The 18,746-nt window shown below is 64.2% G+C and carries 18 protein-coding genes and 4 pseudogenes; 6 read left to right on the forward strand and 16 right to left on the reverse strand.

Annotated elements, in window-relative coordinates; genetic code table 11:
- Positions 1 to 56 precede the first annotated feature (56 nt).
- The 8 genes and pseudogenes from ACTGJ9_RS31465 to ACTGJ9_RS31500 all read right to left on the reverse strand — a co-directional run bounded on the left by ACTGJ9_RS31465 (position 57) and on the right by ACTGJ9_RS31500 (position 6,842).
- A complete protein-coding gene (locus tag ACTGJ9_RS31465) occupies positions 57 to 518 on the reverse strand; it encodes a hypothetical protein (protein ID WP_456674215.1) in 462 nt (153 codons plus the stop codon).
- Positions 515 to 1,690: a hypothetical protein gene (locus tag ACTGJ9_RS31470; protein WP_456674216.1), complete on the reverse strand. Its 1,176-nt coding sequence runs from the start codon at positions 1,688 to 1,690 to the stop codon at positions 515 to 517. Before ACTGJ9_RS31470 ends, ACTGJ9_RS31465 begins: the two co-directional genes overlap by 4 nt.
- 251 nt (positions 1,691 to 1,941) lie before the next feature.
- Complete coding sequence (locus ACTGJ9_RS31475; RefSeq protein WP_456674217.1) at positions 1,942 to 2,388, reverse strand: DMT family transporter; 447 nt, start codon at positions 2,386 to 2,388, stop codon at positions 1,942 to 1,944.
- Positions 2,389 to 2,517: 129 nt separating this feature from the next.
- A pseudogene (locus ACTGJ9_RS31480) lies at positions 2,518 to 2,914 on the reverse strand (VOC family protein).
- A gap of 135 nt (positions 2,915 to 3,049) precedes the next feature.
- A complete protein-coding gene (locus ACTGJ9_RS31485; RefSeq protein WP_456674218.1) occupies positions 3,050 to 3,475 on the reverse strand; it encodes a hypothetical protein in 426 nt (141 codons plus the stop codon).
- Between the two features lie 163 nt (positions 3,476 to 3,638).
- Positions 3,639 to 4,819, reverse strand: a pseudogene (locus ACTGJ9_RS31490) (MFS transporter).
- A gap of 295 nt (positions 4,820 to 5,114) precedes the next feature.
- Positions 5,115 to 6,477 (reverse strand): annotated as a pseudogene (locus ACTGJ9_RS31495) (NAD(P)-binding protein).
- Positions 6,478 to 6,524: 47 nt separating this feature from the next.
- On the reverse strand, positions 6,525 to 6,842 hold the full coding sequence (locus tag ACTGJ9_RS31500) for an ArsR/SmtB family transcription factor (RefSeq protein ID WP_456674219.1): 318 nt from the start codon (positions 6,840 to 6,842) through the stop codon (positions 6,525 to 6,527).
- A gap of 129 nt (positions 6,843 to 6,971) precedes the next feature.
- Between ACTGJ9_RS31500 and ACTGJ9_RS31505 the strand changes: the two genes are divergently transcribed.
- The 3 genes from ACTGJ9_RS31505 (at position 6,972) to arsC (ending at position 8,926) form a co-directional block, all read left to right on the forward strand.
- Positions 6,972 to 7,334: an ArsR/SmtB family transcription factor gene (locus ACTGJ9_RS31505; protein WP_456674220.1), complete on the forward strand. Its 363-nt coding sequence runs from the start codon at positions 6,972 to 6,974 to the stop codon at positions 7,332 to 7,334.
- A 58-nt stretch (positions 7,335 to 7,392) separates the two neighbouring features.
- The gene (gene arsB / locus ACTGJ9_RS31510) at positions 7,393 to 8,448 is read left to right on the forward strand and encodes an ACR3 family arsenite efflux transporter (RefSeq protein WP_456674221.1); all 1,056 of its coding nucleotides are present in this window, start codon (positions 7,393 to 7,395) and stop codon (positions 8,446 to 8,448) included.
- A 76-nt stretch (positions 8,449 to 8,524) separates the two neighbouring features.
- Positions 8,525 to 8,926, forward strand: a complete 402-nt coding sequence (gene arsC / locus ACTGJ9_RS31515) for an arsenate reductase (glutaredoxin) (RefSeq protein WP_456674222.1) — start codon at positions 8,525 to 8,527, stop codon at positions 8,924 to 8,926.
- Between the two features lie 88 nt (positions 8,927 to 9,014).
- Here the strand turns inward: arsC and ACTGJ9_RS31520 are convergent, their stop codons facing one another.
- The gene (locus tag ACTGJ9_RS31520; RefSeq protein ID WP_456674223.1) at positions 9,015 to 9,842 is read right to left on the reverse strand and encodes an MBL fold metallo-hydrolase; all 828 of its coding nucleotides are present in this window, start codon (positions 9,840 to 9,842) and stop codon (positions 9,015 to 9,017) included.
- 94 nt (positions 9,843 to 9,936) lie between these two features.
- On the opposite strand from ACTGJ9_RS31520, the gene ACTGJ9_RS31525 reads away from it, so the two are divergent.
- On the forward strand, positions 9,937 to 10,767 hold the full coding sequence (locus ACTGJ9_RS31525; protein ID WP_456674224.1) for a LysR family transcriptional regulator: 831 nt from the start codon (positions 9,937 to 9,939) through the stop codon (positions 10,765 to 10,767).
- A 26-nt stretch (positions 10,768 to 10,793) separates the two neighbouring features.
- Here the strand turns inward: ACTGJ9_RS31525 and ACTGJ9_RS31530 are convergent, their stop codons facing one another.
- The 3 genes from ACTGJ9_RS31530 to ACTGJ9_RS31540 are packed head-to-tail and all read right to left on the reverse strand — an operon-like array spanning position 10,794 to position 11,962.
- Positions 10,794 to 10,964, reverse strand: a complete 171-nt coding sequence (locus ACTGJ9_RS31530) for a hypothetical protein (protein WP_456674225.1) — start codon at positions 10,962 to 10,964, stop codon at positions 10,794 to 10,796.
- Positions 10,965 to 10,996: 32 nt separating this feature from the next.
- Positions 10,997 to 11,758, reverse strand: coding sequence for a hypothetical protein (locus ACTGJ9_RS31535; protein WP_456674226.1), 762 nt, complete (start codon positions 11,756 to 11,758; stop codon positions 10,997 to 10,999).
- Positions 11,759 to 11,773: 15 nt separating this feature from the next.
- Complete coding sequence (locus tag ACTGJ9_RS31540; protein ID WP_456674227.1) at positions 11,774 to 11,962, reverse strand: hypothetical protein; 189 nt, start codon at positions 11,960 to 11,962, stop codon at positions 11,774 to 11,776.
- A gap of 251 nt (positions 11,963 to 12,213) precedes the next feature.
- Between ACTGJ9_RS31540 and ACTGJ9_RS31545 the strand changes: the two genes are divergently transcribed.
- On the forward strand, positions 12,214 to 13,191 hold the full coding sequence (locus ACTGJ9_RS31545; RefSeq protein WP_456674228.1) for a DUF2336 domain-containing protein: 978 nt from the start codon (positions 12,214 to 12,216) through the stop codon (positions 13,189 to 13,191).
- 190 nt (positions 13,192 to 13,381) lie between these two features.
- Here the strand turns inward: ACTGJ9_RS31545 and ACTGJ9_RS31550 are convergent.
- The 4 genes and pseudogenes from ACTGJ9_RS31550 to ACTGJ9_RS31565 form a co-directional block, all read right to left on the reverse strand.
- A pseudogene (locus tag ACTGJ9_RS31550) lies at positions 13,382 to 14,652 on the reverse strand (IS110 family RNA-guided transposase).
- A gap of 274 nt (positions 14,653 to 14,926) precedes the next feature.
- Positions 14,927 to 15,271, reverse strand: coding sequence for a DUF1491 family protein (locus tag ACTGJ9_RS31555; RefSeq protein ID WP_456678691.1), 345 nt, complete (start codon positions 15,269 to 15,271; stop codon positions 14,927 to 14,929).
- A 64-nt stretch (positions 15,272 to 15,335) separates the two neighbouring features.
- Positions 15,336 to 16,049, reverse strand: a complete 714-nt coding sequence (locus ACTGJ9_RS31560; protein ID WP_456674229.1) for a peptidoglycan-binding protein — start codon at positions 16,047 to 16,049, stop codon at positions 15,336 to 15,338.
- Positions 16,042 to 17,895 (reverse strand): PAS domain-containing sensor histidine kinase, encoded by a 1,854-nt coding sequence (locus ACTGJ9_RS31565; RefSeq protein WP_456674230.1) that lies wholly within the window; start codon positions 17,893 to 17,895, stop codon positions 16,042 to 16,044. Before ACTGJ9_RS31565 ends, ACTGJ9_RS31560 begins: the two co-directional genes overlap by 8 nt.
- A 411-nt stretch (positions 17,896 to 18,306) precedes the next feature.
- Between ACTGJ9_RS31565 and ACTGJ9_RS31570 the strand changes: the two genes are divergently transcribed.
- Entirely contained in the window at positions 18,307 to 18,741 is a 435-nt protein-coding gene (locus ACTGJ9_RS31570) for a DUF5330 domain-containing protein (protein ID WP_456674231.1), read from the forward strand.
- Positions 18,742 to 18,746: the final 5 nt, after the last annotated feature.

Here is an 18,746-nt window from a genome sequence, read left to right on the forward strand (position 1 = left end):
GCCTTTCCTACAATCGCGCCGGACACATCCCAACGCTCGGGGCCGATGCAGACGCGCTACGCAGACCTGGAGAAGCCGATGTCGTCGTCGATCACTGCGCCCGGCCCGACCGGAACCCTCCCGGGTCTTGGCTGATTGAGATTGTGGAAGACGATCTTGTCGCGCCACACCTTGCGGAGAAAATCTCCGAACACGTCGATTGTCAGTTGCTCGCCGGGACAGCGTCGATAGCCGAACCCGAATGGCGCGAATCCGGCATAGTCGCAGACCGGTGCCGGCTTCCCGTCCGCCACGGCAAACACCGTGCCGAAACCACTGTTGGTGATAGCGGTTTTCCGCCCGTCACTGACCGGAAGGGTCGTGATGTCAAACGGGCAACGCGGCAGACCGATCTGCTTGCATTTTGCCTCATCGATCTGCGCGCTGGTCGGCACGCTCAGGTAACGCTGGGGGTCGAATCGCTCAGGTTCCTTCCATAGCCGCGAGTCGAAGCTCGTTTCGGTATGAGGCGTATTCATGTAGGAGTGCCGCTCGTAAGGCACGCCGAACTGGGCGAATGGAGAGCCGCCGTAGAAGGACGAGGCGCGCGTGTCCGTAATCGCTGAGATGCTGCCCCGTTCGGCGAGATGGTGCGGAAGAGCTCCATTACCAGAAGCTCAAGAGGCGTGTAGGGAGCTCCGCTCGCATTGTCGAAGTCCCCGCTCATCGTCTTTTGGAAGGCCGCCCGCACGGCTTGATCCCCTCCATTCTGGTTCAGGCGCGTCATGATGCCGAAGATGGAATTGCCCCATTGGCTCAGCGCTACGAAATTGTGGAAGCATTCGAAGACAACATCTTTCTTGGCGAAGTGCTTTCCGTCACCCGCATTCTTGAGCCAGTAATAGGCGATGGTCTTGTCGGGATCAGAAACCTTTCCGTTCGCGATGTCGTCCAACCTCTCATCGATCCATTTCGCAAGGAACGGCCGAAGCGCCCTCACGGTCATGTAGTTTTCGTATACGATCTCCTGCAATGGATTGCGAAAGGCGAGCACCGTGTTGAAGGCTTCCCCGATCGCGCGGACTTGAGGCGGCACGGCATCGCCCTTCACGCCGAGGTGCAGATCCCAGTAGATGTCCCAGAAATTGTCGAGGTAGTGGCGCATGAAAGGCTTGTCGGCGTACTTCGAGTCGAGAAGCCTGTCGAAAAATGCGACGACCTTGGCCTGATATTTCGGGGCATAGAGGTCGGGAGTGACGCCGCTGAAATAGATGCGCTTTCGCAGGTTATTGGCGCCGCGATTCTCCAGCCCTTCGAGGAAGACTGTCACGCCATCCGAAGGGGTCGGCTTCCACTCTTCGTAAAGCATTCCCCAAAAGTCCCAAGGAATTGCGTCCTGCTTGGTGAGAGGCAAGTCGATCATGGGGAGAGTCGGCCGCTCACCGGCGAAGATGCTGCCGAGAAAGAACGGGACCACTGCGTTCTCGATGTAGTCGCGATTGAAGTGGCTTGGGATGGTGGCGCGGAATTTCGCCAACGCCCCGGAGAGGTCAGGAGCCTGAGGCGCAGCAGCCGCCGGAGTGGAGAGCCCACCTGCAGCAAGCGCGGCGGCAGTGCCCAAGAGGAGTATTCGCCTTTCTCCGGAGAGCGGAGTTTCCAGGGACATCGGATCTGCAGAGCTGCTGTCTTCGAAGGGTTGATGCCGGGGCATGGGAGTTTACTCCTTGGAATGGGCAACTCCTCGCGCGGGGATAACGGTTCTTTGCAAGCTGGAACGCCCGAGACGAGGTAGTAAAAGGATGCCGACTCAATCAAACCTTGGAGCGCTCGACCATCAGCAAATACCCTGGGCTTTTTGCAATGCACCTTGGTATCCCCAAGCCCTCCTCTGCATAACTCCGGAACGATGAAGTGGCCTCGTTCATCGCGAGTGTCGGCTGTTGTGAAGGTTTACTGTCGGTTCTACATCCGGATCAGGATGACCCCGCCCACGAGCAGGACAACTCCGGCGATCCGGACCGCGCTGATCGGATGAACGGGAACGCCCAGCAGGCCGAAATGATCGAATGCGATCGAGCCGAGCATCTGACCGGCGATCAGGAGTGCGAAGAAGGTGGCGGCGCCGAGTTGGGGGACCAGGAATATTCCGAGGCCAATGAAGATCGCGCCGAACAGGCCGCCGCTCCAGGCAAACCAAGGTATGCGGGCGGCGATGGCTGCCGATGGGACGGGATCCCTGAACAGCAGCGCGAGCGCCGCCATGCAGATGACGCCGATGAAGTAGCTCATGAAGCCCGACCACGCCGCCGAGCCCAGCGCCGTGCGCAGGTTGGCATTGAGGGCCTGTTGCACGACCAGACTGATTCCGGCCGCAGCGGCCAGGATCATCGGAAACGCCAGCTTCAACATCTCATCCCCCGAGTTTCTCTGCCCGAGAGATACCTTATGGCGGGACCTGGATCAAAGGCGCGACTTCAACATTTACGCGCGATATACTCCGGTCGGGCCGATCCAGTTCGGCCTTCATGGGATCCAATCTCATCGTGCTCCAAATCGCTTTCTGGCGGCTTCGGTCACCGGCGTGTAGAGGCTCACGAGCGTGCCTTCGGGATCGCGGAACTGGGCCGCGCAATTTCCCCACGGCATCATCTTCGGCGCGTGCACCACCTCTACTTGATCTTTCAATCTCGCATATTCCGTCTCGACGTCGTCGACCTGAAACTCGATGATCGCGGTGCGATTGGCAGCGGGCTCGGCACTTCCTCCTGAACAGCGCGACCGTATCGACGCTGCCGAACGCAAGCGTAGCGGATGGAGTGACGATCTCGGCAAATACCGGCGCTGGCCATTCCGCGGCTTGGCCCAGGACATTCTCGTAAAAGCTGACGAGGGACTTGATGTCAGCGGCGATCAATCGAACCGAAGCAAATTTCATAGCTCATCTCATGAAAGTTCCGTCGCTCCCGTTGGCGACGATCGGCCTCTAACGCGGCGCTGCTGACAACATGCTGTCAGCAGCAGGCCGCAGCGATGCGGCGCTTTTTCGTCCCCACGTGCGACGGCAACAATTTTAGCGTTCCTCGGTCGGATGCACCCATTTATAGGGCGTGATGCTCCGCGTTGCGCTGAGCTTGATCATGTGAACCGGCGGTGCGGACCGTCCCTTCCGGCATGACCGGCACTTCAGCGACGCCTCCAGCTTCCAGATCGGCGTATCGCGCGGCCGGCGGATCGCATCGAGCGGCAGACTCGCGCGCGCCTTGCATCTGTTGCACGCGACCTCGAGCCACCCCATGCCCCCGTTGAGGCATTGCGCGATCGTCGGCGACGGCTGCGACGGACCGCCGTAGCCTTCCATGCGCACCGACCAGGCTTCGGCCTCGGCACGATCGGCTTCGCGCACGGCCTTGCGGGCTTCCTCGCGGGCATGCTTGGCGGAAATTTCCGCGCCCATGATCCGCCCGCTCCAGATGACCTCGCGTGATTTCGTGCCCATGCCGCCATCAAAGCGACGCGCGCGATCGTTGGCAAATTATCGATTGCTGGTAGGTCGGATCCACAAATCGATACTGCTTGTCGTGGGTGTGGAAAACCGGATTGCGATTGTGAATGCCGGAGCACAGAGCGCCATGATCGAGGGATCGCGCTCGTCGCCGCGCTCACGATGTCCGGATCTTCGAATGCGCCACCCGCGCCCACAGCAGCGCGAGCGGCCCCAGCGCGATGCCGGCGGCGAGCACGATGAAGACCAGCAGCCAGCCGGTCGCGCTCTGCGGGCCGCCTGCCGCGTTGAGCGCCGCGCCGGTTCCCCAGGCGCCGAGCGCCGAGAGACCGAAGCCGACCGTCGAATGCGGGGCCAGGGTGGCGCCGCGATCTTCGGACCCGGCCGCAGCCGACATGCCGGCGGTCAACGCCCCTGAATCCGCGGGCACGGTCACAGGCCATAGATGATCAGCAGCAGCGCGAGCACCCCTGCCGGCGCCGTCGCATTGAGACCGATGATCAGCGCAACGCAGGCTGACGCAATCATCACGATCGTGATCGCGCGGTGACGGCCGAACCTGAGCGCCGCCTCGTTGCCGAGGATGCTTGCGGGCATCGAGATCACCGCGAAGCAGAAGCTCATCACGACAGGGCTGAGCCATGACGGCGCGCCTTGATGAGCGATGACGAAGGTCCAGAAACCGACCAGCCAGGTGCGGATGCCGTAGAGCTCGAAGCAATGGGCGCCGTAGCCAAAGATGTAGCCGAGCGCCTCACGGTTGGCGAAGACGGGCGCGAAGTTCAGGAGACGCCCCGCCTTCGGCGCCGGCTTCTGTTCGCGCATCAGAAGGCACGCGACCACCATTGCTATCGGTCCGAAGCCAGTGGCGAGGAAAGCGGTCCGCCAACCCCATTTGTCCGCAACCACTTGCGCCACCAGAAACGAGAGGCCGACACCGACCGAAAAGCTCGACGTGTACAGCGTGACGGCGCGCGAGGTGTCGCCGGCGGGAAGCCGGTCGGTCAGCGCCTTCAATCCCGGCCTGTAGGCGCCGGCAAATCCAAGGCCTGCAACGGACCAGATCGCGGTCGCCGACCAGAACCCTTGCGCGAAGATGCCGAAGGCTACGGTCGCAAGCCCGCTGACGATCGAGCCCCAGAGCAGCACGAGCCGCGCATCGATGCGGTCGGTCAGCGTGGTCAGCAAGGGCACCGCGAGCATGTAGCCGAACGCGTAGCCGCTCGCCATCAAGCCGCCTTCCGCGGCGGAGAGCCCCCATGCCGGCATCAGGTGCTGCGCGAGATTTGCCGACAGCGCCACATGCGGCAGCAAATTGCCGACCTGCCCGATGCACATCACCGCAATCAGGGAGCGTCCGTTCAGGCTACGAATGTTGTCCTCCCACCTGGACGGATCTTGATGGTGACGGATCTACGCGAAGCGCGGCCCGACGACAGGCTCCGCGAAGCAATCCAAAGTCCCGCCGCAGAAAGATTCTGGATTGCTTCGCTTCGCTCGCAATGACGAGGAGGATATTCCCTCGATCGATGCAATGCTCCCTCCCCTCAGCGTATTCATGCGAATGGGAGGCGCTGATCGCAGGCCGATGACGACAGCAAGAGAGTCAGCGGCCTGGCCGAAACAGCCTGCCTCATGAACAACCGCAGCCCGCAGCGCCGGCCTTCTTCGCTGCTTCGTCTGCAGCACAGCATGCCGATGCCTGTTCCTTGGCCGGCCCGCCGCAACATCCTGCGGCGTCGGCGAACTCGACGCCACCGCGCGTACACGCCGGTCTCCGGCAGGACAAGCTCGACCCTCTCCGCTGCCGCCCTGTCGCCGGCGATATCGGCTGCGATCGAGCGGACCTGCTCATAACCCGTCATCATCAGGAAGGTCGGCGCGCGGCCGTACGACTTCATGCCGGCGAGGTAGAAGCCCGGCTCGTCGTGCGAGAGCTCGCGCGCGCCGTGCGGGCGCACGGTCCCGCAGCTGTGCTCGTTGGGATCGATCAGCGGCGCCAGCGCGACCGGCGCCTCGATGGCCGGATCGAGCCGCAGACGCAATTCGGACAGGAACGAAAAGTCGGGACGGAAACCCGTCGAGACGATCAATTCGTCCACGACCACACTTCGCGCCCCACAGCAGCCACCAGCCGAAATCTTCAGGCGACCATCGGCGTCCGAGAGATGCGTGACGCCGAATTCGGTCTCGACCCTGATTTTTCCGGAGGTCACGAGCGCAGCAAAGACGGCGCCAAGCTCTCCGCGTGCCGCCAGCTTGTCGTTGCGGCCGCCGCCGAAAGCCCTTGCAGGGTCAGCGCCGCGCACAAGCCAGACGGGCTGCGTCCCCGGCACCTCGTCGGCAAGACGTGCGAGCTCGATCAGCGTGCCGACCGCGGAATGGCCGGCGCCCAGGACCGCAACGGTCTTTCCGGCATATCTGGCACGGCCGGCTCCCCGCACGTCCGGCATGCCGTAGGCGATGCGGCCGGCGCGCTCGGGCTCGCCGATCGCCGGGAGGCCGTTGCCGCCGGCCGGATTGGGGAGAACCATGTTCCCGACGTATCGATCACGGCATCGGTGCGCAGGACCTCGGGCCCTTTACCGTTCCGGTAGCGGATCTCGAAAGGCGCCCGCTCACGTCCCCTCGTCTTCGCCTTGTCGAAGCCGACCCGGCTGATGGCCGAGACGCGGCTGGAGGTGCGGATCACATCGCGCAACGGCGTCCGTGTCGCGAGCGGCTCGAGATATCCCTCGAGCAGTTCGCCGCCGATCGGATAGGCCTGAGGGTCCGGCGAATTCCAGCCGGTCGGCGCGAAGTCGCGCCGCGGCCTTGTCGATATTGTAGTCCCAGGGCGAGAACAGCTGGAGGTGCTGCCACTGGCGGACCGCGTGTCCCGCCTCTGGTCCGGCCTCCAGCACGATCGGCGACATGCCGCGTTCGAGCACATGCGCCGCAGCTGCGAGGCCGACAGGCCCTGCCCCGATGATGGCTACCGTCTTTGCGTCGCTCATTCCGCGGCTCCCATCATTCTAGAATCATCGAATAAATCGGCCAAAAATCAGGCCGCCGATTGAGCACCCCTGCACTCGGCTTCGTCCGCGCAACACTCGGCCACGAGAAAATCGACCAGACCTTGCATCGCATCGTAGTTCGCATGGCAGACAAGCGTCGTGGATTCGCGGACCTGACTCACGAGCCCGACCGCGACCAGAGACTTGATGTGGTGAGACAGCGTCGATGCGGGGATTTTCAGCTTCTCCTGCAAGCGACCGACCGGCATGCCGGAGTGCCCTGCCCGAACGAGGGCCCGATAGATCTGTAGCCGGGTCCGGTTACCGAGTGCTTCCAGGCGTGCTGCTGCGTCGTCGATCTTCATGGCGCCAACACTGCATCCGTTTCCACGCCCATGTCAACGATATTTCTAGAATGTTCGAAATAATGGCTCCGTTGACGACGCGACGATTCCGGATTGACGTCTCGCCCACAATTCCATAAGTCTGGATATATGGAAACGGAAGAAGCTGTCCTCGCGCTCGCCGCCCTGTCGCAATCGACCCGCCTGGAGGCGTTCAGGGCGCTGGTCCGGCACGAACCCGGGGGCCTTGCGGCCGGCGACCTCGCGCGCCTGCTGGAAGTGCCGCCGAACACGTTGTCGGCCCATCTCTCGATCCTGATGCGCGCGCGCCTCGTGACATCCGAGCGGCACAGCCGCTCGATCGTCTACCGCGCCAACCTCGCCGAATTCCGGAATGTCGCGGTTTTCCTGCTGCGTGACTGCTGCGGTGGACGACCGGAAGTCTGCGAGCCAGTCGTCGAAAGCCTGCAAGCCTGCTGCTCTCCAAAGCGAAAGGCGAAAGTCCGTGCCTGACCAGATCTGCAACGTGCTGTTCCCTGCAACCCTTTCCAACGACGATGTGGCATAGCCGATGGGACTCTTCGAACGATACCTCACGCTCTGGGTCGCGCTTTGCATCGTGGCCGGCGTCGCACTGGGACATGTCATGCCGGGCTTCTTTGCCGCGGTCGCGACCGCCGAAATTGCCAAGGTCAACCTGCCGGTTGCGGCGCTCATCTGGCTCATGATCGTGCCGATGTTGCTGAAGATCGACTTCGGCTCGCTCGGCCAAGTCCGCGAGCACTGGCGCGGCGTGGGCGTTACCCTCTTCATCAACTGGGCCGTAAAGCCATTCTCGATGGCGCTGCTGGGTTCGTTCTTCATCGGCCATGTGTTCGCGCCCATGCTGCCGGCCGGCCAGATCCCGTCCTACATCGCGGGCCTGATCCTGCTGGCCGCCGCGCCCTGCACCGCGATGGTGTTCGTATGGTCCAACCTGTGCGAGGGAGAGCCGCACTATACCCTGAGCCAGGTCGCGCTCAACGACGTGATCATGGTCTTCCTGTTTGCACCGCTCGTCGGGCTGCTGCTCGGGGTGGCCTCCATCAGCGTTCCCTGGGGCACGTTGCTGCTTTCGGTTTTGCTCTACATCGTGGTCCCCGTGATCGTCGCGCAAGCGTGGCGAAGGGTGCTGCTGCAGAAGGGCGGCGATGCCTTCGCCCGCAGCCTGCGGACGCTGCAGCCTCTTTCGCTCGCCGCACTTCTGGCGACACTGGTTCTGCTGTTCGGCTTTCAGGGAGAGCAGATCGTGAGGCAGCCGGGCGTTATCGCGATTCTCGCCGTCCCGATCCTCGTCCAAGTCTACTTCAATGCGGGCCTGGCGTATTGGCTGAGCCGGCGGTTTGGCGTGGCCTGGTGCGTCGCTGCTCCAGCTGCCCTCATCGGCGCGAGCAACTTCTTCGAGCTCGCGGTCGCAGCCGCGATCAGCCTGTTCGGCCTCGACTCCGGCGCGGCACTTGCGACTGTCGTCGGCGTTCTCGTCGAGGTCCCGGTGATGCTATCCGTCGTCCGCATCGTGAAGGCGACCAGGGGCTGGTATGAAGCCGGTTCCGGCAAAGCCGCATCGGCCGCCGAGGTCCACCCGTGAGATCACCGCCGCCGCGAGACAGCGGCACAACGATAGACGACAGATTACGGCCCGGCTGCAATTGCGAGACATTCCAATGAGCGTCACGATCTATCACAACCTCGATTGCGGCACCTCGCGCAACACGCTGGCGATGATCCGGCAGAGCGGCGTGAAGCCCGTCATCATCGAATATCTGAAGACGCCACCGGCGCGTGAAACGTTGAAGCAACTGATCGCGGCGATGGGAATATCCGTCCGCGCATTGCTGCGCGAAAAAGGAACGCCTTACAAGGAGCTCGGCCTCGCCGATCCCAAATGGTCCGATGACGAGCTGATCGATCAGATGCTCGCGCATCCGATCCTGATCAACCGTCCGATCGTGGTGACGCCAAAGGGCACGCGCTTGTGCCGGCCTTCGGAAGCCGTCATCGATCTTCTGGACAACCCCGTCGGCCGCTTCGTGAAGGAGGATGGCGAGATCGTCGAACCGCGATAGCTGCGGCCCGGCGGTCCGAAGCCCAATCGGCGCCTCAAAATCTTGGCGCCGCTGCACTGCAAGGTTCGCCTCTGGAAGAGTGCGCTGCTCAATGCGCGCCGCACCGGCAGGTTTCGTAGTCCACGGGATCATGGCTGTTGAAAATCCTCACGCGGTCGCCATGGCTGAGCTTCAACTCGCGCAGCCGGGCTTGATTGGCGATGCGGGCATTGTGGTCCATGTCGACGCGGCGCTGGAAATAGCGGAGCACCAGCGGCGCGCGCGGCGATGCGTCGAGCTGGGCGTGATGGAAATAACTGTCGCCTGCGTGCAGCAGCCATTTGTCGCCGGAGCGGACCGCGATGCCGCAATGACCGAGCGTGTGGCCGGCGAGCGGAATCATCAGGATGTCCCCTTCACGGTCGCCTAGCGCGCGCACACCCTTGAAGCCGAACCAATCCTCGCCGGCCTCGCCATAGAATGACCAGCTCGGCCCGTGGCTCCACTGCCCCGTGACATAGCGCCCCTCGGGCGGCGCGGGCTTTCGCAGCACCGCCATGTCGTATTCGGCGCGATGCACATGGATCGCGGCGTGGGGAAAGTCGGGCACGCCGCCGGCGTGGTCGCGGTCGAGATGCGTCAGCAGCACATGGCGCACCTCCGCGGGCGAATAGCCGAGCGCTTTCACCTGCTGCACGGCCGTTTCCGCCGGATCGAGCTTTGGCGCGGTCTGCCGCAGCCAGTGTTTCCCGAGCCGGTCGGGCGTGGCGATATCGCCAAGGCCGATGCCGGTGTCGACCAGAGCGAGGCCGTCGTTGGTCTCGATCAGCAGGCAATGGCAGACCATGCGCGCACGCTGGAACACGCCGCCGGTGCCATTCACCAGCCGCCGGCCCATGGGACACATCGTGCCGGTGTTGAGATGGTGGATCTTCATGGATGACGCCCGCCTGTTGTGAACGGGGTATTCTTGTCATCCGGCCAATCATAGATAAAATATCGAATGTTGATAATTTCTATAGGTTCAGGCTATGGATATCCGCGAGCTCCGCTACTTCGCCGCCGTCTACCGTGAGCGCAACCTCACGGCAGCCGCGCGCACTTGCTTCGTATCGCAGCCGTCGATCTCGACCGCGATCACCAATCTGGAGGCCGAGCTCGGCACCACGCTTTTCATCCGGCACAAGAAGGGCGTCGCGCCGACCGCCTCGGCCGAGCAGTTTCACGCGCTGGCCCGCCGCATCATCGACGAGACCGATGCCGCGCGTAGCCTGTTCCGCAAACCCAGCGCCAGAACCAATCTGACGCTCGGCCTGATGCGCACGCTCGACGTACCCCGGACCATCGCGCTGCTAAAGCCGCTGACGGCGCGCAGCGACATCGCGCTCCGGCTCGTGGGCCACGACAAGCGCGCGGATGCAAGGATCATCTCGAAGAGCATGCTGGGGGATGACGAGCATTTCGTCCCGCTCTGGAGCGAGCGCTATGTCGCTGCGCTGCCACCATCGCATCCGCTGACGCTGAAGGAGCGGCTCCGCGCCGCCGACCTCGCCGATGTACCCATGATCGACCGCTGCCATTGCGAGCAGAGCGCGTTCTTCGGCCGTGCCGCGCAACGGCGCCCATCCGCGGCGATCGCGCAATCGGAGGATTGGGCGATGGCGCTGGTCGCGGCCGGTGTAGGCATCGCTATCGTCCCGGAGGGCGTGGCAAAGGGCCATCCTGACGTCGTCATCCGGGAGATCGACGTGAAGGTCAGGCGGGAGGTCGGACTCGCCTATCGCGCGTCAGTGCCGTTGGCGGATGCGCTGAAGGATTTTGTCGGGAAGCTCCGGAAGCAGCGATCCGAACGCGGACGCTGATCGCGCTTTGGGCGACTGGCAACAAACTACCCGAGCAAGCCCTTCAGACCTGCATAGATCAAGCCGACGGCCGTCGCGGCGACACCTGCCAGCGGCCCGATGGTCTGCATCAGGTCCTGAATCAGGCGGGCGCGGCGGACGCCGGTGACCGCCCTCGTTGCGGGCCCGGATGGCGGCTCGTGCCGATGGGAACGCAAGCGGATGCGTCCGCACGCGCGGCGATCCGCCGTCAGCCCTTCGAGACCACCGCGCGGCCGTAGGCCGGCTGCGCGGCAACCGGTGGATTGGTGGTCTGGGCGGCGAGCTCGCCGATCAGGCGATCGGCATCCGCAGCCATGCCGTCTGGCGCCTGAATCACCAGCCGCTCGAGCGCCCAGCGATAGGACGAGACGCGCTGCTCGAGCGACAGCTGCACCCACTGGATGATCAGCGAGTTCTCCTGCATGCGTCCGACGGCATCGGCCGCTTCCTGCGGCGAAAGCGCCGAGACACGCGCCATGCTGGCCTCACGCTTCTTGTCGAGATCGATGACGCGGATGGCGCTGGCGAAAAACGGCTCGAAGCGGGTGATGTCGTTGCGCACGTCCTCGATCAGCTGCGCATAGCGCGAGGAATGCGAGCGATGCGGCTCGTCGATCAGCGTGCGGCCATACATGGTGCGGTCGAACACGATCTTCTGCCGCCACGGCGACGGCAAAGCCTTGTAGTCGCCGAACACGCTCTTCCAGGCCGGTCGGGACAGCGGCGGCTCGATCATGGGATAGGCGAGATCGCGAAGCTGGCGCTCCTCGTCGGTGAGCTGGAATTGCGAGGGTTTCAGGCCGAGGCTGCCGGTGACCTCGGCGCCGAGCCAGCGATGCATGTCGTCGCTGCGCATGTCGGCACGGGTGCGGCCGAAATCGCCGCCGCTGCAGGCGGCCAGCGTCGCGCCTACAGCTAAAAGCAGGATGGCCGTTACGATGGTGCGGATCTGGCGGATGGATGCCGGCATTGCAAAGGCCGGAACTTAGCGGCGACGGCGACGGCGCCCCGGCGCTGTGCCCGCTTCCGGCCCGCGATCGCCGTTGGTTGCGTCCGCATCGCGCTCGATCCGGACGACGGGAAGGATCAGAATCGTCCCCATGTCCGCGCACGGTGTGACGTCCCCCGACGAGTCCACCCGGCGACCGGCCGGAAATTCGATGATGGTCCCCATGTCAGCTCTCTCAATTGCCGCGCGACAGAATGCGCCTCTGCAACATGGGGGCATTAGGATCAGTTTATGGTTAACGGGATGTAAACATGGCCTTTGGACCGTAACCGCACGGGCCGGCCCAGGTCGTCCCGCGGCGAGACGAGAACGGTTGAAACGGGCGGGTTTGCTTCACACCTCGTTTTCCTTAACGAGGCTTTAAAGGACCTCCTGATAGGCTGAGGCAACAGTTTTTTCCAAATTGCGTACCCTCCATGACCAAGTCGCTGTTTCCCGGATTCGACGGGCTGATGACACTCTCCCGCCGCGAGGGCGTCGATGTTCGCCCGACGTTGCTGCGGGTGCTGACCGACCTCTATGTCCAGGCACCCGCCCACAGCGAGGACGAGCAGCGGCAATTCATCGAGCTCGCCACGCGGCTGATCGACCAGGTCGACGACGCGACGCGCGCCGCCGTCAAGGCGCGGCTCGCGATCTATCCGCAGACGCCCATCCCGGTGCTGCAGAAGCTCGGGCTGGTTGCAGCGCAAGAAGGCCGCCGGGTGCCGCTCGCGCGCGAAATCCCGCGTGCTGCGCCCGCCCCCTCGCCCGCCCGCACGCCGACCGACGCCGAGCAGCGCATGGCCGCGAACATGGCGATGCAGCCGAAGGAAGCCGCCGAGATCCACGACATGTTCTTCGGCGCCGATGCGAGCCAGCGCGCGCTGATCCTGCACAATCTGGCGCAGACCCCGCTGAAGGCCGCGCCGCGGATTCCGACCGTGCGCGCCAGGCGCGCGATCCAGATCCTGGAGATGGCGGCGATCGCGGGCGATGTCGAGAACTTCACCCTCGAGCTCGGCGACAGCCTGATCCTGCCCTCGCGCGTCGCAGCAGAGATCGTCGACGATGCCGGCGGCGAGCCGCTCGCAATCGCCGCGCGCACGCTCGACATGCCGAGCCCGAATTTCCAGCGCATCCTCTTGTTCTTCAAGCCGGAGATCGGCAACTCGGTGGATGCGGTCTACCGACTGTCCCGGCTCTACGACCGCCTCAGCGATCGCGCCGCACTGGTGATGCTCGCCGCCTGGCGCGGCTCGACGCTCGCGGTCACACGCGCCAAATATCAGCCGTCGCTGCACGACAGCGAACGGCAGCGCGCACGTGGCGCCTCCAGCCTGTCGCGGCCGGGCGTGCAGCCCGGATCGAACCCGGCGGTGCGCACGGGCAATGGCGGGTCGTCGGAGCGCTGATCTGCTCGCGCCCACACCCGAAGGCGGTGACGCTGAGCACGCAACGCATCCCAAGCTCGTCATTGCGAGGAGCCCGCGACAAAATTGCGAAGCAATTTTGCGCTGGTGCGACGAGGCAATCCAGAGTGTCTCTGCGGACAGACTCTGGAGTGCTTCGCTACGCTAGGAAGAAACGGTTGGTCGTTTGGCGTCAGGCGGCCTCCGCTATGGGCTGGAGTTGAACGGCGAAGCCGAGCTTTTTGAGACGTGCGACCAGTCGGCTTGCTTTGACCTCGGTGGGCCGGCGGTCGAAGTAGTCGGCGCCGAGGTCATGGTGCTCCGTGCCGTTCTTGAGGATGTGATAGATGGCGGTGAGGATCGAGGCGGCGACGGCACAGATGGCTTTTTGCGGCCCGCGTTTGGCCTGCAAGCGGAAGAATTGGGCTCGGTAGTAGCTGTTCTTTGCGCGCTTGGCGGCCCAGGCACATTGAACGAGCATGGTCTTGAGCCACGGTGCCCCCTTGCGCAGGCGCGAGGACTTGCGCTTGCCGGCGCTCTCGTTCTGCCCGGGACACAGTCCGGCCCAGGCGACGAGATGGCCGGCGGTCTGGAAACGGCTCATGTCGGCGCCGATCTCGGACAGAATGGCTGGCGCCGCCACTGCGCTGACCCCGGGAATCGTGGTCAGCAATTCGATCAGGTGGCGAAAGGGGTTTTGCCGCCATCGATTTCCGCTTCCATGCCCTCGATCCGCTGAGCGATTTCGGCATCGAGCTTGCGAATCGTTTCATCCAGACCATCCCATTGGCGCAGATGAAGCGCGAGCAGGAAGCGGTGGTGATCCGTCAGGCGCCCGTGCAACGCATCGTAAAGCTCCTTTGGCGACGCCTTGATCTGCTTGCCGGCAAGCTCGGCCAGCTTGTTCGGCTGCCGCACGCCCTCGATCATCGCCTGGATGATCCGCCGCCCGCTCGCGCCCATGATGTCGGAGATTACCGAGCCGAGCTTGATGTTGGCTTCCGCCAGCGTCTTGTCGATCCGCTGCACGTGCCGCGTCTGCTCGCGCACCAGTTGCTTGCGCGTCCGCGTCAGCGCGCGCAGCTCCTGCACCTCCTCCTCCGGAATGAAGCTGCCCTTGATCAGCCCGCAGGCCAACAGATCGGCAATCCACATCGCATCGTTCATGTCGGTCTTGCGTCCCGGCACGTTCTTGATGTGCGCTGCATTGGCGATGATCAGGTCAAAGGCGCCTTCGCCCAGGATCCGGAACACCGGCATCCAGTAGACTCCCGTCGCCTCCATCGCCACATGCGTGCACCGGCATTCTTCCAGCCACCTTCGCAGTTCCACAAGCTGCTCCGTCGTGGCCAAAAAGGTCCGGCACTCCCGCTGCGCCTTGCCATCGACCATGATCCGCACACAGGCCACGACCGTGTCCCTGTGCACGTCCAGGCCTGCCACCCGCTCGTACAAAATATCCATGCTTCTCTCCTCAACATTTGGCGCCGGCGGCATAGGCGCCTGTCAGAAAAGAATGCTAGGAAGCGTGCTCCAGAGCCTTGCGGCTCCTCCGCGCCAGTGTGGGTCATCCAGGCAACCCGGGTCCAACTCGCAACCGGGCTCTCACGCACCAGAGAGTAATCGACCTCTTTGCCGACGGCGCTCCAGTCTACCGCCTTCGCCCACCCGTGAAAAGTTTCATTCAGCGCGCGTCGGCTCCTCAAGCCGGTCCCAACTCGCAATGAGGGGGCGCTAGTCAGGTCTTCGCCAATTCCAGGAAATGTCGCCCCGCGCGGTCTTCGGTCTCGACGATCCATGCATCCGGATCGAAGCGAAGCTCCTTGGTCAGGCGCTCTTCGACCGCGGACTCCGGCACCGGCTGCGGCACGGCCGGCACGAAGAAGCGATCGACCGGTCGGCCGTCATCATAAGAGGTCTGCGGCGCGGGCACATAGAGCATCGCGTTGCCGTCGAGCAGCGACACCTTGACGAACACCGCTCCCGCCTCCTCGGCACCGCGATGGCGTACGGCGCCGAACACGCCCTCGGTCTGGCAACGGCGCAGATACGCCGCGACCCATATGTTTGATTTCAATCGCATGAAGGCACGATAGGCCAGTGCTGCCATCAGCACCAGCCTTGAGGTTTCGCCACAACGACGACGATTATTCGACGGGATGGCCGATCGCGGCGGCAAGTTCGCGCAGCAGGCGGTCCGACACCTGGCCGGTGACGGCCATCTTGTGCTGGCGCTCGAACGTCTGGATTGCCGACTGGGTCTCGCCGCTCATCGTGCCCGTGATCTTCAAATTCCCATAGCCGTATTCGGACAGCGCGCGCTGCACGCCGGCGAGGCGACGCGCCGCCGGGCTTTGCTGCATCGGAACCGGTGCCGGCGGCCGCGCGATGGCCACAGCAGACGGCGCCGTGGTGGGTGTCGTGGCCTTGATGACCAGATTGGTCATGGGATCGCTCGCACGCGGCGTCGAGGCCGTCGTTTCGGCGGGCTTCTCGGGCGCCTTCTCGGCCGGTTTCGGCTCGAGGCGAAACTCGGTCGCTTTCGGCTCGAGCGGCGACGTATCCGCGCCGACGGGACGCGGACGCGGCATGGGATTGGACAGCGACATGGACGACGGCGCGGGGAGATTGATCACGGTGCCGAACATCGGCGCCGGATGCCGGCCGGTCTGCAGGAACAGCGCATTCGCGACGATGGCGCAGACGGCCGCGGCGGCGACGAGGCCGGCCAGCGTGTCCTTGGGGCTGTGCAAGAGCACGCGCATCACGAGATTGCGCTCGGTCTCGACATCCACGACGGCCGCCTTGGCGCCACGGCGGCGCGGAGCGGCTTCGTCCTTTGCAGCAGACTTTCTAGGCACTTTTCTTCACCCGAGCAGGTTGGTCCTGAGGTCGGTCTTGAGTCTCCTGGCGCAGCACCGGCGTCAGCGTCGCGATCTTGCTCTCCGCGGGCTTTGCCTGCGGCGGCGTGTAGACCAGCGGCAGCTTGACCGTGACGGCGGTGCCCTCGCCGAGCTTGCTTTGTACCGTCAATTCGCCGAGATGCAACGCCACGAGGCTCTTCACGATCGAAAGGCCGAGGCCGGTACCCTCGTGACGGCGCTCATAGGTCTTGCCGCATTGGAAGAACGGCGCGCCGATGCGCTTGAGATCGTCGGGCGCGATGCCGACCCCGGTGTCGCCGATGCACAGCGTGAGCTGCGAGGCGGATGCCGCCGCAGACACGGTGACCTGGCCGCCGCGCTCGGTGAACTTGATCGCATTGGCGACGAGATTGAGCACGATCTGCTTGAAGGCGCGCGGATCGCCGGTCATGACGGGCAGATCCTGCGGCGCATCGGTGATCAGATCGACGCCGTTCTCGCGCGCCTTCAGCGCCAGCAGATTGCAGCAATGCATCAGCGCGGCGCGCGGCGCGAACGGCTCCGACGCAATCTCGAAATTGCCCGATTCCATCTTCGACATGTCGAGGATGCCGTTGACGACCGACAGCAGGTGCTGGCCGGAGGCGTTGATCAGCTCTGCGTATTCCTTGCGCTGGCTGGCCGCCAGCATCAGGGTCTGCTCCTGCGCGATCATCTCGGAGAAGCCGATGATGGCGTTGAGCGGCGTGCGCAACTCGTGACTCATGGTGGCGAGGAAGCGCGTCTTGGCGGCGTCGGCGGCTTCCGCCGCGTCGCGGGCCTGATCGAGCGCTTGCTCGGACAGCTTGCGATCGGTGACGTCGCGCATCACGCCGACGACTTCGGCCTCGCGGGTGAGATCACGCCCCGGATCCGGATCGAGCGGCCGGCAGCGCATCTCCACCCAGATGAAATCGACCTGATAGTTGCCTTGGCCGCGCTCCGAACCGGTGGACTCCCGCCGCAGCCGGAATTCGACGCTGCGCACTTCGCCGCGCGCGGCGTCCGAGAGTGCCGTGAGATAGGCCGGGCGATCGGCGACATGGACGCGATCGAACAGGCCATGACCATGCAGTTGCGCGATCGGCATGCCGAGCATGGTTTCCGCGGCCTGCGAGATGAACTGCACTGCGCCGTTGCGCTGATGCCGCGAGATCACGTCGCTCATGTTGCGCGCGAGCAGGCGATAGCGCTCCTCCTCGCGCGACAGCAAGGCGACGCTGGTGCGCGCAAGCGATTCGGCGCCGAAAGCGAGGCCCGCGGCATAGAGCGTTGCGGTGGCGACGCCAAACGCCATCATGATGCCGCGCTCGGTAGCGCCGGCAGGTTCGAGCGGCAGCCAGCCGAGCTGGCTGAGCAGGATCAACAGGCCCGCGCAGGACAGCGCGAGCAGCGAGGCAAAGGCCGCGACGCGGCGCGAGGCCGACAGCGCGGCTTCGAGCGGAACCACGACCAGCCAGATCGCGGCGAACGATTCGATGCCGCCGGTCGTGGCGGCGATCGCCATGATCAGGCCGGCGAGCGCCAGCGACGACAGCACATGGGCGCCTTCATAGCGGCCGGTGCGCGACAGGAACCAGGATAGCAGGATCGGCGCGATCAACCACGCGAAAGCCGCGACCTCGATCGCACCCGGCGCGCCACGCAGGACGAGATAGACCGGAAATGCGGCGAAGGCGGCCAGGCTTCCGAGAAGCCGCGGCGCCATGAAAGCCCGATGGCGCGCACGCGTCAGCGCATCGTAACGCGCGGAGGGATGCAGCAGCGCATCGAGACAATCGCGTATGATACTCAAAACTGTCACGGGTCTCGCGCTTCGGCTCAATCGTCTTTGAAGACGTGCCGGAACGCCTCCTTGTCGTTGCGCCAACGTGTCAGAGCGACCTTAAACGAGTGCTAAGGCGATCCGGCCTGCGGCCTGACACCGCGGCATCGCGGAGATTTTTAGGCAATTTGGCGATGTCATCATCGGGGATGGTGAACACAGGGTTTCGCCGTCCGTTTCATGGTTTCGAATTGGTGGATGCGCGGGCCCGGAACGCCACCGGCGCACGTATCAATCGAAAATTTACGAGACCTCCAATCGCCAAGATTTCTGCGTAAATTTTCTGCGAATTAAGCGGAAGGCAATCAGTTGCGATTTATCGAGAGTTGCTAGGTCCGGTGCGTTCTGCGGGAATCGCCGCGGCGGGGATCTAACGTACAGGTTCGCAAGATGCGCTTTCTGCTCCGCATCACATTCTGGCTCGGGCTGGTGCTGGTGCTCCTGCCGCGGGACAAGACGCCCGAATCGGAGAAGCTGCCGCAGATCGGCGCTGCCGACGCGGTGCAGGCTGCGACCGCGGCCGTCTCCGACATGACCCAGTTCTGCAAACGCCAGCCGGCGGCCTGCGAGGTCGGCGGACAGGCCGCCACCATCATCGGCCAGCGGGCGCAGGACGGCGCGAAGAAGATCTACCAGATCATCAACGACAAGAAGGAGCAGATCACCAACGAGAAGAACGAGAAGACCGACAAGAAGGCGCCCGACCACACCGGCTCGATCACGGTCGCCGGTGAGGGCGATGCCGCCGCGGCCGACGCGCCCCGCGACACGCTGACCCAGGACGACCTCGCGCTGGAATGGCGCGGCCCGGAGACGGCGAATTAGGGCCT

This window comes from Bradyrhizobium sp. RDM12, assembly GCF_051917485.1.
Classification (GTDB): domain Bacteria; phylum Pseudomonadota; class Alphaproteobacteria; order Rhizobiales; family Xanthobacteraceae; genus Bradyrhizobium.

What these genes read in the sequence shown, in the direction of transcription:
- ACTGJ9_RS31520 (WP_456674223.1), bottom strand. Translation starts at nt 9,842, where the DNA reads ATGAAGATCCACCATCTCAACACCGGCACGATGTGTCCCATGGGCCGG.
- ACTGJ9_RS31535 (WP_456674226.1), bottom strand. Translation starts at nt 11,758, where the DNA reads ATGCCGGCATCCATCCGCCAGATCCGCACCATCGTAACGGCCATCCTG.
- ACTGJ9_RS31505 (WP_456674220.1), top strand. Translation starts at nt 6,972, where the DNA reads ATGGAAACGGAAGAAGCTGTCCTCGCGCTCGCCGCCCTGTCGCAATCG.
- arsB (WP_456674221.1), top strand. Translation starts at nt 7,393, where the DNA reads ATGGGACTCTTCGAACGATACCTCACGCTCTGGGTCGCGCTTTGCATC.
- ACTGJ9_RS31555 (WP_456678691.1), bottom strand. Translation starts at nt 15,271, where the DNA reads ATGCGATTGAAATCAAACATATGGGTCGCGGCGTATCTGCGCCGTTGC.
- ACTGJ9_RS31485 (WP_456674218.1), bottom strand. Translation starts at nt 3,475, where the DNA reads ATGGGCACGAAATCACGCGAGGTCATCTGGAGCGGGCGGATCATGGGC.
- arsC (WP_456674222.1), top strand. Translation starts at nt 8,525, where the DNA reads ATGAGCGTCACGATCTATCACAACCTCGATTGCGGCACCTCGCGCAAC.
- ACTGJ9_RS31545 (WP_456674228.1), top strand. Translation starts at nt 12,214, where the DNA reads ATGACCAAGTCGCTGTTTCCCGGATTCGACGGGCTGATGACACTCTCC.
- ACTGJ9_RS31500 (WP_456674219.1), bottom strand. Translation starts at nt 6,842, where the DNA reads ATGAAGATCGACGACGCAGCAGCACGCCTGGAAGCACTCGGTAACCGG.
- ACTGJ9_RS31465 (WP_456674215.1), bottom strand. Translation starts at nt 518, where the DNA reads ATGAATACGCCTCATACCGAAACGAGCTTCGACTCGCGGCTATGGAAG.
- ACTGJ9_RS31475 (WP_456674217.1), bottom strand. Translation starts at nt 2,388, where the DNA reads ATGTTGAAGCTGGCGTTTCCGATGATCCTGGCCGCTGCGGCCGGAATC.
- ACTGJ9_RS31570 (WP_456674231.1), top strand. Translation starts at nt 18,307, where the DNA reads ATGCGCTTTCTGCTCCGCATCACATTCTGGCTCGGGCTGGTGCTGGTG.
- ACTGJ9_RS31525 (WP_456674224.1), top strand. Translation starts at nt 9,937, where the DNA reads ATGGATATCCGCGAGCTCCGCTACTTCGCCGCCGTCTACCGTGAGCGC.
- ACTGJ9_RS31470 (WP_456674216.1), bottom strand. Translation starts at nt 1,690, where the DNA reads ATGCCCCGGCATCAACCCTTCGAAGACAGCAGCTCTGCAGATCCGATG.
- ACTGJ9_RS31540 (WP_456674227.1), bottom strand. Translation starts at nt 11,962, where the DNA reads ATGGGGACCATCATCGAATTTCCGGCCGGTCGCCGGGTGGACTCGTCG.